Below are 15322 nucleotides of genomic sequence, written 5' to 3' on the forward strand. Positions count from 1 at the left end.
CCGGTAGTTGCCGCTGCTGCGGTGCCGCGGCGAGGCGTGGTGCAGGCGCGAGGAGCTCTAGTGCGCGGCTCTCGTCGTCTCCTGTCCCGTACCCGCGCTACCGGTCAGCGAGGCGACCATGCTTCTCAGCGCGGACCGCGCCACATCTTGCTCTTGCGGCGTCATCGCCCGCAGCATCTTGGCCTCAACCGATCGGACGGCGGTGCTCGCCTCGTCCAGACGCTGCCGGCCGAGTGCGGTGAGCTCCGCAGGCAGCACCCTCCCCACTCTCGCCTCCACTGGTCTCGTGACGGATCCGTCCTGCTCGAGGGATTGCAGCAGCACGTTCATCGACTGGCGCGTCACGAACGCTCCTCGCGCAAGCTCGGAGTTCGACAAGCCCGGTCGCTGTGCCAGCAGTTCGAGGCAGGAGTAGTGGGTCACCGTCATCCCGAGGGGCCGCAGCACAGCCTCCATGGCCGAACGGAGTGCGCTGGATGCCTCTTTCAGCAGGTAGCCGAGGGATGTTTCGAGGTCGATCACATCTTGACTCATGTCAGAAGTCTGACATAGGGTAGTTGTCAGTTGTTTGACATTCAGGAGTAAAGCATGCCGGTCACCGGTCCCGATTTCGTCTCCCTGCAGGTCCGCGACCTCGATGCGTCGCAGGCGTTCTACGAGCAGTACCTCGGCCTCGTGCACTCACCGGCGGGACCGCCTCACGCCGTCGTCTTCGACACGGTTCCGATCACATTCGCCCTGCGCGATATCACGCCGGGAACCGACCTCGTGTCGGCCACTCGCCCGGGCATCGGCGCAGCGATCTGGCTCCACGCGACCGACGCGCAGTCGATCCACGACGCTCTCGCCGACGCAGGCCACACGATCGTGTCGGCGCCCATCGACGGCCCGTTCGGCCGCACGTTCACCTTCGCAGACCTTGACGGCTACCACGTCACGATCCATGACCAGGCGTAGAACATGACGAAGTCGGACCGTTCAGACCCGACTCGTTCCATCGTCGCGTCGATCGTCCCGCAGTTGAGGATCGTTGATTCCCGCCCCACCCGATGGCCGAGGAGCCACACTGACGGATGCCGCGACTGCCGCCGTGACGCGGCTCGCGCCGCGTCACATCTCGTCATGACCCGACACGCTCAGACACTCACACGCGGACCACCCACGCGGCGTCTAGCGTGGTGACATCGCGGCGATCCGGGCGGTCCCGGGCACCGGCTCATACCCGGCAGCGTTGCGGGTTCGACTCCCCTCGCCGCGTCCAATCCGGGAGGACCGCGTCCCCTTGGAAACGCTGGCATCGCGCCCCTCGGCGTCACGGCTGCCGCCGGTCTCGACACAACTTGGACACAGCTGCAGAACGACCTCGCCGCTCCCGCGCGACCGAGCGGCAGCAACTCGCTCAGCGCTCGGAACCGGACCGCCACGCGCTCCTGCCACTCGCCGGTGCAGGAAGAGGCGTGATCCCCGTGCCTCACCGGCGCCCCGCGCAAGGCACGTTTGGCGTTCCGCACCCGCGCGGACCAGCGGGCAGGGTAAACGAGCGTCTCGCTCTTCATTTGCAGAAAGCTGCGGTCTCGCAGAGCCGACCTGGCGCCGCGCGACCGGCGTCCGCGCAGTGACGGACCGCAACCGGGCGCGTTCGCGGTTAGAAGACGTGTGCCTCGCAGAAAGCGAGGTACATCTCGCGGCGGTGCAGGAGCTCGCGGTAGACAGTTGCGCGGTACCCCGAACAGTTCGGCGATCTCGGTCTGGGAGTACTCGCCTCGGTCGTAGATTTCGAAGAGGAGCTTGCGCTGGGCTTTGGAGAGCTTGGGCTGCTTTCCCTTCAGTCTCCCCTTCGCACGCGCGACGGCCATCCCTTCCTTCGTTCGCATGCTGATGAGATCTCCTTCGAACTCGGCGACCATGGCGAGCACGTTAAACATCAGCCGCCCGACGGGATCGGTGGGGTCATAGCGGCTTCCGCCGGGACTGAGCGCTACTCCCTTCGTGGTGAGCTCATCCGCGATGCCCCGCATCCCTGAGCGATCGAGCGAGCCGATCGAGTTTGGTGACGACGAGAGTGTCCCCACCGCGCACCGCGGCGAGAGCTTCCCGCAGCCCCGGTCGGGCGCGGTTCGTACCGGTCATTCCGTGATCCACATAGATGTGTGCGTCTCGAACACCCACCCGCAGGAGAGCGTCTCGCTGGGCAGTGAGGTCTTGATCGGTGGTCGAGACCCTGGAGTAGCCAATCTGTATTCCACCCATGTCCCCAGCGTCCTCCGGCGCAATCGGCCACCTTCAGTGCAGGTGCCCTTGTGCTCCGCCGTGGACCGACCGACGTGCGCTGAACGACCGGCAGTCGCGCCGACGCATTCGCTCCCGTTCGCCCGCGTATGCTCGGCCGCATGACCGACAACGCGTTCAAACCTGGAGACGACGTCTTCACCCAGGGCGCACGCGGCACTGTGATCGACGTCCGGGCAACTCCGTCCGGCAAGTGGGTCTTCGGTGTCGAGGACGCCAACGGGACGGTCGACTACTACACCGCTAGGGCTCTCCGGTCGGCGTCGAGCTAGCGTCGGCCTCAGACCTCCGTCGAAGGAGGATGCCTCGCAGGACAGGGCTTGAGGCTAGCGCGGATGGAATCGAGTCATCCACACAAAGAAGAAGCCCCGACTGTTACCACACAGCCGGGGCGAGACGAATGAGAAGTTCGCCTATCCTGCCCAGAGTACCGCGCGCACCTGGGAGGTGACTGGCGCCGACACCGATCAATTGGGTCTGAACGCTCTATCCAGCCGACCGACAAGGGACCCTCCACCGAACGAGGAGGCTACGGGTTCAAGTCCCGCTACTCGGCCGCCGTCGGCGCGGTCGAGGATCCTCACTCGGCCAGGTAGCCCGTGCGCGGGTCGATCTCAGACAGGAACGCGCGGATCTCGGAGCGGATCTGCTCGTCTGTGAAGGCTGTGGCGCTCGATCCTCCTATCGAGAATCCGTAGCTCGCGTTCGGGCCGCTAACCCAGGTGTGGTGGATTGAGTTGTCATCTCTCACAACGTCGAACTCCTCACCGTCGACGACGAATCGCACTGGTTCGGTCACGACGCCATGATCTCACTCCGTCGCACCTCGCCCGCTGACGGACCCCCGTACAATCCCGCCGAGCTTCCGTCACAGCCGCCACCCGCCCTCAGCTGACAACGTGCATGTCGACTGGCTCGAGCAAGTTCGCAAACGACGCGCGCTTCCGACCTGGCCGCTTTGTCTGGCGAACGCACGCCAAAGGAGATGGCGCGCAGGCGAGTTCCATATAGTCTGTCGCAAACCAACAGGAGGATCGGGTGGATGCCTTTCCGCTGCTAATCATCATCGGGCTCGTGTTGTTCATCGGCGCGGCGCTCTTCGTCGACCGATGGAGGAAGAGCGACAAGATCACCGCCGAGAAGCGGCGCATCATCAACCTTTGGTTCTCGGCGCTCTTGACCATTGGGATCACCGCACTCATTCTCATCACGATTTGGATAGTCATTTCGGTGACCGTGGCTCGATAAGCCGCATGACACAAGCGGGTTGGTGGTCATGCGGCCGCACCGTCTGGGCGCGTCAGCGAATCTACGGTTGCGAACTATCTGGCCCCCGACCTGCACCCGTTCCCCGCCGCCCGGACAGCGACCGCCTGGCGCGCGGGGTCCTGGGCGTAAGCGGCTCCGCGTTTCGGCACCGGGGACATGCTCGACGAAGGACCCCCGTCCGCACCTTGGCCGACCTCCCACCCCTCAGGCACGACCGGACCATAATGAAGCGTGAGCCGAAGGATTGTGGGGCCTGACCCCGAGCCCGACGCGGGGCTAGACCCGCTTCGGATGGGCCTTGCCCGGGTGTACTCCGACACGGCTTTCGTCGGTTATCTATCGACCCGAGTTGACGTGCGGCGGACGGAGGTTCGCCGGCTTGGTCGGCGGGCGCTCTTGGTTGACCCGCATGAGTTCGTCGAGTGGTTTTTCGAGATGACGGCCGACTGGCCGAGACGACATCCTGACGGCTGGGATGACGGCTGGGAGCACCAGGATGAGGTCAGAACCGAACTGTTGGCAGGTCAATTCGTCTACCCCGATGGCCCGCCACTGACAGTGGAATGGGTTGATGGAACCGAAGCCACGGTGTGGCGGGAACACTACGCGTTCGCAGACCGCCACGAGGAGACAGCTGGGAAGTAGGCGCGATCCACCGGGCCAACGGTGACCTCATGAACGCGCATGCGGCGGCCGTTGAGGCCGTATGCGCGTGCATGGTCCGGCACGCATCACCGCTCTGCACAGGACCGGTTTTGCGTGCCGCGGGATGGGTGGGCGGCGGCATCTATGCTCGGCTCATGATTCAGTCCGGCCGAGCGTCGTTGGTTGTGCTTCCACCGACACGGAGCCCGCTGCCATATCGGAGACGCTTGCACTCTCGCCGACCAGGGTCGAACACAAAGGCACCGTGGGCCGATCCGGTCGCATCCGCGCGAACCACGTCTGGTCGCTCGATGTCGACTCTCTCGACAACACCGGCGACGACCAAACCGGTACGCGAGCCCTCCGAGCGCTTCTCATGCGCAGCGGTCCGGCATTTGGGCGGGTCACGGACTTGCCGAAGGACTGCGATGCCCGGATTTGGTGGTCGATGGATTCAGACTCGACCCAGGGCGGGTTCGTTCTCCCAGTGGACCTGGCCGGCAGGATCTCGGCGCTCGGTGTCGACCTCTACGCAACGGTCTACCTGGATGAAGATGACGAGTAACCGCGACGAGGTAGACGCCGCGCGTTGGCCGACTGGCGTACGGACGTCGATCAAGCTTGTCGTAGCAGTGCTGCTGCCCTCGCTCGGATGGCCGCTGCGGCGAGTAGCCCGGCCGCGGGCAACGTGTTGATGCTCAGCCCCGGTTGCAGGAGGCTCGCGAGGACGAGGCCGACCGCGGCGGCCGTTGACAGGATCACGGCCAGGCGGCCGCGGAGGAACAGGGCAACAATGGCGATCGTGAGGCTGACTCCGCTGGCAACGGCAGCCGGTCCGGCCGCGTACAGCCAGTACTGCTCGCCTGGCATCGGGGCGAACACGTCGTCGACGAGCTCGCTGGACCCGTATCGGGTGAGGCTGAGGATCCACACCGCCGAGGCGGCCGCGAGAAGCACGAGAAGTACACGTGCCGCTCGATCGTGGCGGACCAGCCCGGCGGTCAAGGATCCGAGAAGGACCGCGAGAAGCCACATGGCGCCGAGCGCGACCGCGACGCCGAGATAGCCCACCCCGTCGATGCACGTCCAGGTATCGGCGCCCTCCGAGCCGGGCTGCCCCATGCTGCACCTGATGTGCAGTTGCTCGCGAACGAGCCAGAGCGCACTGGAACCGAGGAAGAGCGCAAGCACTCCGCTGCAGAGGATCACCGCAACAGCGGGACTGCCGGCGCCCTTGCGCGCCCCACCGGGGTGCGTAGCGGCAGTCGGCGAACTCGTGACATCCATACCTGAGCGACGCTAGCAACAACCTGCCCGGCCAAGGCGCGTAATCGGACAAGCGTGTGCATGGCCCGAGCGGAGTGAGCCTTCCGCCAGTCGATGGCGAGAACGCCGCATCGCCGCCGCATGCACCTCAGCGGTCCCGTACTCGTTCGTCGCGCTGCCGGCGAAGCTCGTCCGCACGGAAGTGGACCGGCATGCGGTCGAGTGAGTAACGGGTTCAAATTCCGTTCCTCACCCTCGAATCAGCACGGTGGACGACCGGGAGGCGAAGGTCGGATCCGCACGGTGCGGCGCTCATCCGCCGGTGAAGCCCTCGGCCGCGAGCTCCGCTCCTGCGGCAGAGCAAGCATCCGCGAGCGACGCACCGTTGTACAACTCTGGGGTGCCGAGAGTCGTAGATCCCATGGCGCCTTGAGGAAGCGGTGGAGCCGCCTCCTTCAGCGCGGCGATCGCATCGCTGACAGCCCCTTTGCCACTTGTAGGGACGCGATCGAGAACCCGTGTTGCAAGCCGCAGCCATCCGTCGTACTCCTGCTGCGTCATCCGCTCCTCGGTGAGGCCGACCATCGCATTGTGCAGGATGGTGAGAACGTCTCCGAAGGCTGCGCACGATTCCGCATCCGTGACCATGTGCTCCGCGGCCGACGGTGTTGCGATGGCTGTCGACGCGGTGTCGGGCGCGGTGTCTGTTGGCGTTAGAGCGGCACAGCCGGCGGCGCTGGCGATCATCGCGACGACCCCAGCCGCCAAAGCACAGCGCAGCGAAAGGGTCGTGCGCCGGTGGGTTGTGACCACACTCTGGCCAGGTGTTCTCATCCGAGGGACTCGCTTTCCGATGGCTCGAGGCGATCTTTCGCGCAACGGCGCGGCGGGGGATCTCAGCGTATTGGCTTAGCCCGGCGCAGAGCGAAGCCCGGGTCTCGTGTCGGCGTTCAATTGGTGCTGAGCCGCGGACGCGGGGGCAGGGGGTGCCTCAACGAGCACCGGAGGCTTGAACGCGGGCGGGTTTGCGGTGAGGACCGGAGCCGACGTGCTCGCGCCCGCGTGGGCCCGCGGGCACGAGGACGAGCAACCACCACATGCTTGACCGCCCGTCGGAGGATCATGTGCCGCAAACACGCCGGCGGTGCCGCTTCTGTGAGCCGAGCGGTTAAGGACCGTTAATCGCGCCTCGCGACGGACCGCGGGTGGAGTTGATATCGTGCGGCCATGCGATCGTCGGCGAAGGTGCTTCTGCTGTTGTCCACGGCTTGGCTCCTGACGGCATGTGCACCGACGGTGGTCCCAGAGTTTGAGGCGCAGCAGAGCGACCGCGACATTCTTGCTGAGACATCGTCGGAGCCGGACATCGACGCCAAGACCACCCGGTTCGTAGGCGAGGTTGAGGGCATAGAGCTCTACATTGCCCGAGGGAGCAACGACACCCTCTGTGTGATCCAGGTCCATGACGAGGAATGGCTGCAGATGGGTTGCGGCGCCGGCGCAGGAGTGGGTATCGAGCTCGAGAGCGGCACCCGCATCGAAGCTGGGACCTTCAAGTTCCCCGAGCAGCAAGTCGGCGACGGAGTGCGCGAGCAGCTCAGCGAGAGCGTCACCGTGATTACCTATCCATAGGGGATCAACGAATCGCGTGGTCCCCCGGTCTCGTGACCTGAGGCATCGATAGGGTTCACGGATGGCGAAGAGCGCACGGACGTGGCCCCTCTAGCGACGCTGGTAGCGCTTCAATCCCCGTATGACCGCATACCCTTTGCGAGTGGCGATCAATGACGGTGACCGGCGCCAGACCCGACTGATCCTCCGCTGGGTGGGTTGTGGAGGCTGTGCTCTGCTCGCCCTGTCGTTCCTTGGTTTGGCCATCTCGGTTGGGGTCGCGCTCGGCATGCCCTTGTTCCGCGTTGGCGGCTAACTGCACGGTGGCCGACCGGCTACCGCACGTCATCATCGACGGCTCAGCCCTTGTCACTTTGGGTCGCCGGCAACACCCGAGATCCGTACTGCGGGCGATGTTATCCACAGGAGAGCATCGCGGGAGGCAGCTATCGCTACTCTCCCTGCATGGGGACTTGGAGTGGTGAACCGTTCGGCAACGATGTGGCTGCCGACTTCGCGTGGGAGCTCGATGAACAGAAGCGTTGGAATGTCGTGAGGGATGCGCTCCGTGAGGCGCTGCGGAGTAAGGAATTACTCGACGCCGACACCGCGTGCATCGCAATTGCGGCCGCCGAGGTCGTTGCCCACGGCCTCGGCCGCCCTACGCAGACCGACGCCTACACCGAGAGCGTTGAAGCGTTTGTCGGCCGGGCCCGCAAACCTTCGGGGCGACTAACGAAGGCTGCTTTGCGGGCTGTCGCCATCGCAAGTTCGCCGGAGGGAGAACTTGCTGAGCTTTGGGCCGAGGGTGACGCGCAGGAGTGGCACGACGCGAACTCGCGCCTCGTATCCGCGCTCACACGGATGTAGTCGCGGACTCGGAAAGCGATCCGATTCGCACGAAACCCACTCACCGCGACAGATCTCGGGCTCGGCGCCGATCTCTGCGCCGTGATGGACCGACAACCGCGCAGCTATCTTCTCGACGAGCACCAGCGCGGTGTTAGCGTTTGGTCGGAGCGAGGAGGGGCTGAATGCAGGGTCGGGTACAAGTGCCTTGGGGCGCCGTCTACTTGGTGCTGTTCCTCGGATTTGGCCTCGTCGCGACTCCGAGCATCTTCGCGTGGAACGTCATCCAAGCCGGCGGCGACTTGTCCGCGCAGGTCTGGTACGGGTCAAAGTGGGGATGGCAATCCCTCGCCGACGTCCTACCCGCCCTGGTCCTCCTGATGCCAATCATTCTCGTCGCGGAGATTCTTGCGGTCCGCCACCTGACATCGTTGGTGCGCCGAAGCGCACGGGAGCGGGAGCAATCAACTCGAGAGTCGGCAGACCCGGACGCCTGACCAGTTGCGAGATCGAGGACGGCGCCTCGCGTAGCCCAACCTCGTGCCTTCCGGGATCGCGGTCGCTGAGCCGGCTCGCATGCGACGGTTGCCATTGCGCCCGCCGAGCGACCCGCAACCGACACCAACGATCGGATGAGAGCGGCAAAAGCTCGGCCGCTTCACTGTCGGAGGTTAGCGCTAGCGTCGATTCGTGATCGAGATTGCCCGAACCCGCCGCACATCAAGTGCCTCGGCCGCGCTGTTCTTCGAGCGCTGGTGCGCTATCGAAACACACCCCGAGTGGGCGCCGAGCATGGAGTACTTCAAGCTGTCAGAGCCCTTCGGCGTGGGCGCCCGCGGAGTCCTGAAAGCGGTCGGCGGTCAAGAGTCACCGTTCCGCGTCACGACGGTGGGGCCGGGCTTCGTCTATGCCGACACCACCGAACTCGATGGGGCGGAGTTGACCGTGCACCACGAGGCCGTCGAAGGGCTCGACGGCACCGAGGTCACACTGTCTGCATGGCTCGATGGGCCAGGCGAAGCGCAGCTGGCACGGGGAATGTCTGACGGGGTTCAGCACAGCCTGGAGCGCGACCTGGCCGCGCTCGCAGCGCTGCTCGAGGGCTAGCATCAGTCGGCGAGCCAGGCGACGGTGCCCGCGGACGCGGAGACACGATCGAACAAGCGCTGCTGGTTCCTGAGCGCTCAGGAGACCGTCTCACGTTGCCCGTCCGCGGACCCACGTCAGGGCATTGCCTGAGAGCTAGCAACTGTGGTCGGCTGGGTGGATGCGGCGTGACCCGAGCGCTCCCGATACGTCTGACCGACCGCCGGCATGGTGGGGGCCAACGAATGACGAGCTGCCGGCTGTGCTGGCCGTCTCGGAGGTCATCGTCTCCACTGCGACCTTTGCGGTCGCACTCGTGGGGGCACACGCCTACTCCACGGGGCTGGAGGTGCAGTTGCAACTGCATGCGAGACGGCAGGACGAGGATGACGCCGGCTGGGAGCGAGTACGGGAGATCTTCTTCGGACGGCCGGGTACGCCCGAAGGTCCTGGCGGGAACCGGGCGCTGACATACGCAGTCGCGCTTGATGGTGGGCGAGAGGTTGTGGCGTTCTCGCCCTTTCACCATCCCCGCGCCTGGGGTGAGATGCCGGACGGGCTCTCGGTGATGTCGACGCGTCCCGGGGGCGGCGGTGGCCCGTCGTCGATGGCATCCAGTCCCGGGCTCTGGTTGTGGGGCTTGCCCGCTGCGCACAGGCTCGAGCTCATCGTCCGCTGGCCGGCGGCAGCAATTGCCGAGGCGCGAGCTGAAATCGATGTGAACGAGGTGGCTGGCAACGTAATGGCACGGCATCTCAGGATCATCGAGACGCTCGGCGCCTCGGCGTTCTAGTGACCATTCTTGGAGCGCCGTCGACACGGGTGAAACGGCCCTGGAGTTCGGCGCCGCAGTGTCCCTGTGCACGGTGTTTTCGTTTATGGGACACACCGTTGGTTGGATGCGTCTAGCCCCACTATGCTCACGTCTGACGCGCTGCATGGAAGCGCGTCAGGGTCGTCATCTGGGGGTTCCGACCTGTCGCGTCCGCTCGCCCTGCAGCGCTGTGTCGGCACCTCCCGGTATTGCTTGTACGCCCAGCTACACCTGCCGCCCTGGCACGATCACCGAGAGAAACACATGACCGACGCAACACAGCCCCCTCTCCTTCCACAGCAGGCTGCACCGCAGCAGCCCGCGTACGCGACTCCCCCGCACCAGCCCGGCTACCCCAACGCACCCCAGCCCTGGCCCGCCCCAGAGCAGCAGAAGCCGCAGCGCAACATCCTGGGCCTGGTCGGCCTGGGCATCGCCGCAGTGGGCTTCATCTTCGCCTGCATCCCCGGTGCGCTCATCGTCGGATGGGTCCTGCTGCCCATCGGCTTCCTGCTCGGGCTCATCTCCGTCTTCTTCAAGGGCAGGGCGAAGTGGCCCGGCCTGACCGCGATCATCGTCGCGGTCGTCGGCACCATCGTGGGAATCATCGTGTTCTTCTCGGTGGTCGCCGCGGCGTTCAACGACAGCTTCGCCCGGACCGACACTGAGATCAGCACCGGCGACGACACGTCCATCGTCGAGGAAGGTTCGGCTGAGGAGCCTGCGGAGGAGCCCGCCGCCGAGGTTGGCACCCGCGAGAACCCGGCGCCGCTGGGCTCGACTATCGAGGGTGGCGAGTGGACGGTCGTCATCAACTCGGTCACCCTCGGTGCGCATGACCAGATCCTCGCTGAGAACTCGTTCAACGAGGCGCCGGACGCCGGCACGGAGTACATCCTCGTGAACTACACGGCGACCTACACGGGCACCGATTCGGAGGGCCAGATTCCTGCGTCCGTCGGCGTGGAGTACGTCACCGCAGACGGCGTCACTGTCAACGCCCTCGACAAGATCGTCGTGGCGCCCGGGGCGATCGACAGCCTGAGCACGCTGTACAGCGGCGCGTCGGCGACCGGCAACGTGGCCATCCAGGTGCCGACCCCAGCTGACGGCGTCATCGCTGTCCGTCCCGGCGTGATCGCCGACAAGGTCTTCGTCGCCATCCGATAATCGAGACGAACATCACGGGGGTCGGGAGGAAATCCTGACCCTCGTGTCGCTCGACCACCGCCCCGTCGACGATGTCCACCCGCACCGGAGGCTACAGTCCAGCTCGATCCCCAGGCATCCTCGAAGGCGCACACCACCACCCCTTACCGCGCGAGGCACGCATGGGGATCCCGAGCGGGTAGCTGCGCAACTGGGTCGACGCCCATCAGTCAGCTCGCTGTCGCGCGTAGGGGATCCGCTGTTCGCCCCCGGGTCGTGCGCCGTCGAGTCCCAGCGGCCCCGTGACTCCAGAGGCAGGAGTCCCCGATCCCAGCGCGAACCGAGGACTCCTCCATCGATAGAGGTGAGGCGACGTCCCGTTCTTCCGCGGATTCCAACTTGGCATCTTCGACTGCGCGGTCGGGTTGCTCTTGGTGGGCTCTCTTGACTGTCAGTGCCGTCGCCTTGTCGCAACACGGTGAGGTTCTCGCCCCTCAGGCAACGGCCGGGCATCCGCCTTCCCGAACCGCCGTATACGGGGCCGCCGCCGGGCACCTACCGTGGGAGACCAACCCACAGTAGGTTCGGCGGTGAGATCGCCTTTCGCGTGCGAGCCCGCCTCCGAACACGGGGGGGTGATCCACGCGAGCCCAAAGGCGTTCTGAAGTCGCATCCGTGGTCATTCGCGGCATGCCGGGGAGTACGGCCGAGCCCCGAGGAGCTCTCCCCACTCCTGCTCGGTCAGCACTCGTCCCGCGACCTGACACGCGCGTTCCTCCCATTCCGCGGGGTTGGCGACGGTGACCTGCGTGGTCCCGTCTGACTTCTCGAGTGCAACGGTTCGTTCATCGAGCTCGACGGATGCGTTCGGCCGGTCGAACTGTTCGGTGCGGAAACTAGCCGACCAGTCGCCGAGATCCCACGTGATGATCGCGCCGTCTGCACCGGCTGTGACCAGCTCGCCGTTGGTCCGGAACTCGACTGCGATCACCGCGCCGTCATGGTCGCGGAGCATCTCGGCGATGACGCCCGTGCCGGTGCTCGCGACCACGACGACGTTGTCGGCGGCGATGGCGAGTTGATGGCTGTCGGGGCTGAAGTCGGCCACTGAGGGAAAGAATGAGAGCGGGACGGTGGTGGGTGGTGCTACCCCGGAGGGGTCGACGATGCGCACCGCCAACGAGCCATCTCTCACGGCGATCCGATGGCCGTCCGGACTGACCGCGAGTATCCCGTTTCCGGGGATGCGACGCAGCTCCTCGCCTGACGCCGTGTCGATCACGATGGTCGGGCCGAATCCGCTGGCGTACAGTCGCGAGCCGTCCGGCGAGAACTTCACCGCTCCGGCCTCCAAGCCGCGCTGTGGATCGAATCCGCTGACATTCAGATCCAGGAGCACGGGATCTCCCCCGCCGGCTCGCCAGATGGCGACGCGCCCGGGCGACTGGAGTCCCGTGGACGCGGCAAGGGCTGCGAAGAGGGAGCCGTCCGCCGAGTACTCGACGTCTGCCGCCGTCCTACCGAGGCCCTTGTAGGTCGTCACGCCCGAGCGGCCCGCGTCGCCGACGGAAAGGGTTGCTATCCGGCGGAAGTCGCAGCGGACCTCGGTGCAGGTGTCGGATGTCTCGCTGAACGCGACGGACCCAGTGATGGGGTCTATCGCCGACGTTCCCACTGTTTTGAAGAACGGCGAGTATTCAGTGAGCTGCGATCGGTCGTCGAGATCGAACAGGCGCACATCGTGGTCGCTGTCGATCACCGATGCCCGAGCCCCGTCCTCCGCGAGCGACATACTCAATGGGACCACTCCGTCCTCCGGCATCCGGATGATGCTCGTCAGTCGGGGTGCTCGTGAGATGACGCGTACCAGGTTGACGCGTGCCTCGGAATCGTCCCAGAGCCCGATCGCTTCGACGGCGAGCAGCAGCGCGCGGTCGAAGTCCGGTTCCTCGAGCGCGAGTGCGGCGACGCGCCGTGCCTCGGCGACCGTGTCACGCTCCGCTGCGAGGTTCGCCTGGACTCCCGCGATGAGGCTCGCCGTAACCGTGGCGATCGCGAGAACCGCTGCGCCGGCGGATACCCAGGATAGTCGCCGCACCATTCGGCGCTCTTTGCGCAGCTGATTCTGCGCGGCCGCGAGTGCCGCGGTCTCATTCGCCGAGGAGGCATCGAGGAACTCTTGTTCGACTGCGGTGAGTGCGGGATCGACCGCCTCCCTCCAGTGTTGGGCCGTCGTCAGTCGGCCGCCGCGATAGAGCTCGCTCGCGGGGCGTGCCATGGATTCCCAGGCGCCAGCTGCGGCACCGAGGTGTCTCATGATTCGCTGGCCTTCGACGTCATCGGCGAGCCAGTCCTTGAGCCGGGGCCACTCCCGGGCGAGCGCTTCGTGCGAGAGCTGCACGGAATCCTGATCGGTGGTGAGCAGCCGCGCGTCGACCAGCTGATCGATGATCCGCGCATGGGCGTCGTCGATCGCGATCCGGGTACGCTCCACCCGGCGAGCGACGACCGCGCCGTCCGTGGAGGCCTCGACCAGACGGAGGAGGATGTCGCGCAACAGCCGCTCGCCGTCCGGCGAGAGCGCGGCGAACACCTCCTCTGCGGTCTTCGCGACGGCACCGTCGATCTCGCCGGATGCCCGGTACGCCTCGACGGTCATGACGCGGCCCTCACGACGTGACCACACTTGACGCAGGGCGTGGGAGAGCAGCGGCAGTGTTCGCCCGTCGGCGTCGCGGAGGAGGATCTCCACCAGGCCCGGCTCCAGGATGAGCCCGGCCTGCTCTGCGGGCTCTTCGATCACGGTCCGCAGTCCGTCGGGGCTCAGCGTGGTGAGCATCAGCATGTGAGACTGGATGATCTGTGCGAATCCTTGGTGCTCGGCCAGGTCTCCGAGCCGGTCCGCACGGATCGCGACGACGAGCATGCCGCGGAACACCATCTGCGACAGCGCGTCGAAGAACTCACGGATCTCGGCGGGGTCATCCGCGGCGAATGCCTGTTCGCACTGATCCACGATGAGCAGCGACCCTCCGACCGGGAGATCGAGGTCGCGCAGAGCGTCGATCGGATGCTCGCCCGGAGTCACGATCGCGGCCGGGACTCCGCGCGTATTGAACTGCGCACCGATCCCGGCCCTGACGAACGAGGACTTGCCGACCCCCGATGAGCCGGCGACGAGTAGCACGCCGTGCTGCTCGAGCACCCGCACTGCGCCGGCGAGTTCCTGCTCGCGACCGAAGTACCGTTCTGCGTCGCCCACCCCCGCGGGGGGCAGTCCGAAGTAGGGACAGTCGGGGCTCGCGGCTCGGAACACCTGGTCGGACAGCAGCGAGGGATCTTGGCGGAGGATGGCCTGCTCCAGCGCCGCGAGCTCGGCACACGGGTCGAGGCCGAGTTCCGCTGCAAGCAGCCCCCGGGCGCGGCGCACCGTGTCGAGCGCGTCCGCTTGCCGACCCTGACGATACTGCGCCACGCCAAGGATCACCCAACGGCGCTCGCGCAGCGGTGCCTCGGCGACACGGGCGCGCGCCAGCGCGGCGACGTCTTGAACCTCGCCCGCCTGAAGCCGTGCGTCTAGGAGCAGCTCCTCGACGCCGAGAAGCATCTCGGCCAGGCGACCCGCCGCGATCTGGGCCGGTTCCCAGTCGGGGAGCTCGACGAAGGGCTCGCCACGCCACAGCGCGAGCGCCTCCGAGAACGTGTGCGCGGCGCGTTCGGGCTCACCCAGCTCCAACTGCTGCGTACCCCGCTCGACGAGTCGCTCGAACCGCTCGGCGTCGACCTCGACGTGCTCTGGGACGAGTCGGTAGCCGTGCGGAGTGGTCTCGATCTGGGCCGGTGCGATAAGCCGCCGCAATCGCATGATGCACCCCGGGACGATATGCGTCCAGGAAGCCGGCGGATCGTCACCCCACAGCGCCGCTGCGAGGGATGCTGCGGACAATGGCCCACCCCGGCGAACCGTGAGCGCAGCCATCACCGCACGATCGCGCGGAGCCAGTGGGACCCGGCCGTCGTCGAGCGTCAGCGTTCCAAGAACGCGCACCTCCATGGGGCCACTGTGCGCCCGGCTCCGACATCCGTCAAGACGGCTGATACCGGGCCGATACACACCCGATGATCGCCGTTATCCTGCTGATACACACGAGTCCTTGACTGATCGAGCAGCCATCGCGCTGCAGGGATCGAACGAAAGGACGTGGACATGTGGACTTCAAGCCGGCGCTTCCGCGCCGCTCACGCGACACGCTCGCGGCGGGTGGGTATTGCCGTCGCAGTGGTGGCGTGCCTCGGCCTCACTGCGTGCACTGCAGTCGATGCGCCGTCCCCCGCATCCACCGC

14 protein-coding genes, 1 tRNA gene and 1 pseudogene are annotated in these 15322 nt (G+C 66.2%); 10 read left to right on the forward strand and 6 right to left on the reverse strand.

What is annotated here, in order from left to right; all coding sequences use genetic code 11:
* Positions 1-57: 57 nt before the first annotated feature.
* A complete protein-coding gene (locus tag MRBLWH7_RS09325) occupies positions 58-534 on the reverse strand; it encodes a MarR family transcriptional regulator (protein WP_342001462.1) in 477 nt (158 codons plus the stop codon).
* Positions 535-588: 54 nt separating this feature from the next.
* On the opposite strand from MRBLWH7_RS09325, the gene MRBLWH7_RS09330 reads away from it, so the two are divergent.
* Together MRBLWH7_RS09330 and MRBLWH7_RS09335 are read left to right on the forward strand one after the other, a co-directional pair.
* Positions 589-957: a VOC family protein gene (locus MRBLWH7_RS09330; RefSeq protein ID WP_342001463.1), complete on the forward strand. Its 369-nt coding sequence runs from the start codon at positions 589-591 to the stop codon at positions 955-957.
* A 228-nt stretch (positions 958-1185) separates the two neighbouring features.
* Positions 1186-1261 (forward strand) — tRNA-Met (locus tag MRBLWH7_RS09335).
* 451 nt (positions 1262-1712) lie between these two features.
* On the opposite strand, the pseudogene MRBLWH7_RS09340 reads toward MRBLWH7_RS09335, so the two are convergent.
* A pseudogene (locus MRBLWH7_RS09340) lies at positions 1713-2250 on the reverse strand (recombinase family protein); the annotation flags it as partial.
* A gap of 140 nt (positions 2251-2390) precedes the next feature.
* On the opposite strand from MRBLWH7_RS09340, the gene MRBLWH7_RS09345 reads away from it, so the two are divergent.
* Entirely contained in the window at positions 2391-2561 is a 171-nt protein-coding gene (locus tag MRBLWH7_RS09345) for a hypothetical protein (protein ID WP_342001464.1), read from the forward strand.
* Between the two features lie 308 nt (positions 2562-2869).
* Here MRBLWH7_RS09345 and MRBLWH7_RS09350 read toward each other — a convergent pair whose 3' ends face one another.
* A complete protein-coding gene (locus MRBLWH7_RS09350; protein ID WP_342001465.1) occupies positions 2870-3088 on the reverse strand; it encodes a hypothetical protein in 219 nt (72 codons plus the stop codon).
* Positions 3089-3327: 239 nt separating this feature from the next.
* Here MRBLWH7_RS09350 and MRBLWH7_RS09355 point away from each other — a divergent pair, with 239 nt between their 5' ends.
* Together MRBLWH7_RS09355 and MRBLWH7_RS09360 are read left to right on the forward strand one after the other, a co-directional pair.
* The gene (locus tag MRBLWH7_RS09355) at positions 3328-3537 is read left to right on the forward strand and encodes a hypothetical protein (RefSeq protein WP_342001467.1); all 210 of its coding nucleotides are present in this window, start codon (positions 3328-3330) and stop codon (positions 3535-3537) included.
* Between the two features lie 252 nt (positions 3538-3789).
* A complete protein-coding gene (locus MRBLWH7_RS09360) occupies positions 3790-4203 on the forward strand; it encodes a hypothetical protein (protein WP_342001469.1) in 414 nt (137 codons plus the stop codon).
* Between the two features lie 615 nt (positions 4204-4818).
* Here MRBLWH7_RS09360 and MRBLWH7_RS09365 read toward each other — a convergent pair.
* A complete protein-coding gene (locus tag MRBLWH7_RS09365; protein WP_342001471.1) occupies positions 4819-5325 on the reverse strand; it encodes a hypothetical protein in 507 nt (168 codons plus the stop codon).
* Positions 5326-5781: 456 nt separating this feature from the next.
* The gene (locus tag MRBLWH7_RS09370; protein WP_342001472.1) at positions 5782-6216 is read right to left on the reverse strand and encodes a hypothetical protein; all 435 of its coding nucleotides are present in this window, start codon (positions 6214-6216) and stop codon (positions 5782-5784) included.
* A gap of 480 nt (positions 6217-6696) precedes the next feature.
* On the opposite strand from MRBLWH7_RS09370, the gene MRBLWH7_RS09375 reads away from it, so the two are divergent.
* From MRBLWH7_RS09375 to MRBLWH7_RS09395, 5 genes are all read left to right on the forward strand, one after another.
* Complete coding sequence (locus tag MRBLWH7_RS09375) at positions 6697-7101, forward strand: hypothetical protein (RefSeq protein WP_342001474.1); 405 nt, start codon at positions 6697-6699, stop codon at positions 7099-7101.
* A gap of 444 nt (positions 7102-7545) precedes the next feature.
* Complete coding sequence (locus MRBLWH7_RS09380; RefSeq protein WP_342001476.1) at positions 7546-7950, forward strand: DUF4259 domain-containing protein; 405 nt, start codon at positions 7546-7548, stop codon at positions 7948-7950.
* Positions 7951-8619: 669 nt separating this feature from the next.
* Positions 8620-9036, forward strand: a complete 417-nt coding sequence (locus tag MRBLWH7_RS09385) for a hypothetical protein (RefSeq protein ID WP_342001478.1) — start codon at positions 8620-8622, stop codon at positions 9034-9036.
* Positions 9037-9277: 241 nt separating this feature from the next.
* Positions 9278-9808: a hypothetical protein gene (locus tag MRBLWH7_RS09390; protein WP_342001480.1), complete on the forward strand. Its 531-nt coding sequence runs from the start codon at positions 9278-9280 to the stop codon at positions 9806-9808.
* Between the two features lie 285 nt (positions 9809-10093).
* Positions 10094-10999, forward strand: coding sequence for a hypothetical protein (locus MRBLWH7_RS09395; RefSeq protein ID WP_342001482.1), 906 nt, complete (start codon positions 10094-10096; stop codon positions 10997-10999).
* A 658-nt stretch (positions 11000-11657) separates the two neighbouring features.
* On the opposite strand, the gene MRBLWH7_RS09400 is transcribed toward MRBLWH7_RS09395, so the two are convergent.
* Positions 11658-14957, reverse strand: coding sequence for a BTAD domain-containing putative transcriptional regulator (locus MRBLWH7_RS09400; RefSeq protein WP_342001484.1), 3300 nt, complete (start codon positions 14955-14957; stop codon positions 11658-11660).
* Between the last annotated feature and the right edge of the window lie 365 nt (positions 14958-15322).

It is taken from the genome of Microbacterium sp. LWH7-1.2 (genome assembly GCF_038397755.1).
Lineage (GTDB): Bacteria > Actinomycetota > Actinomycetes > Actinomycetales > Microbacteriaceae > Microbacterium.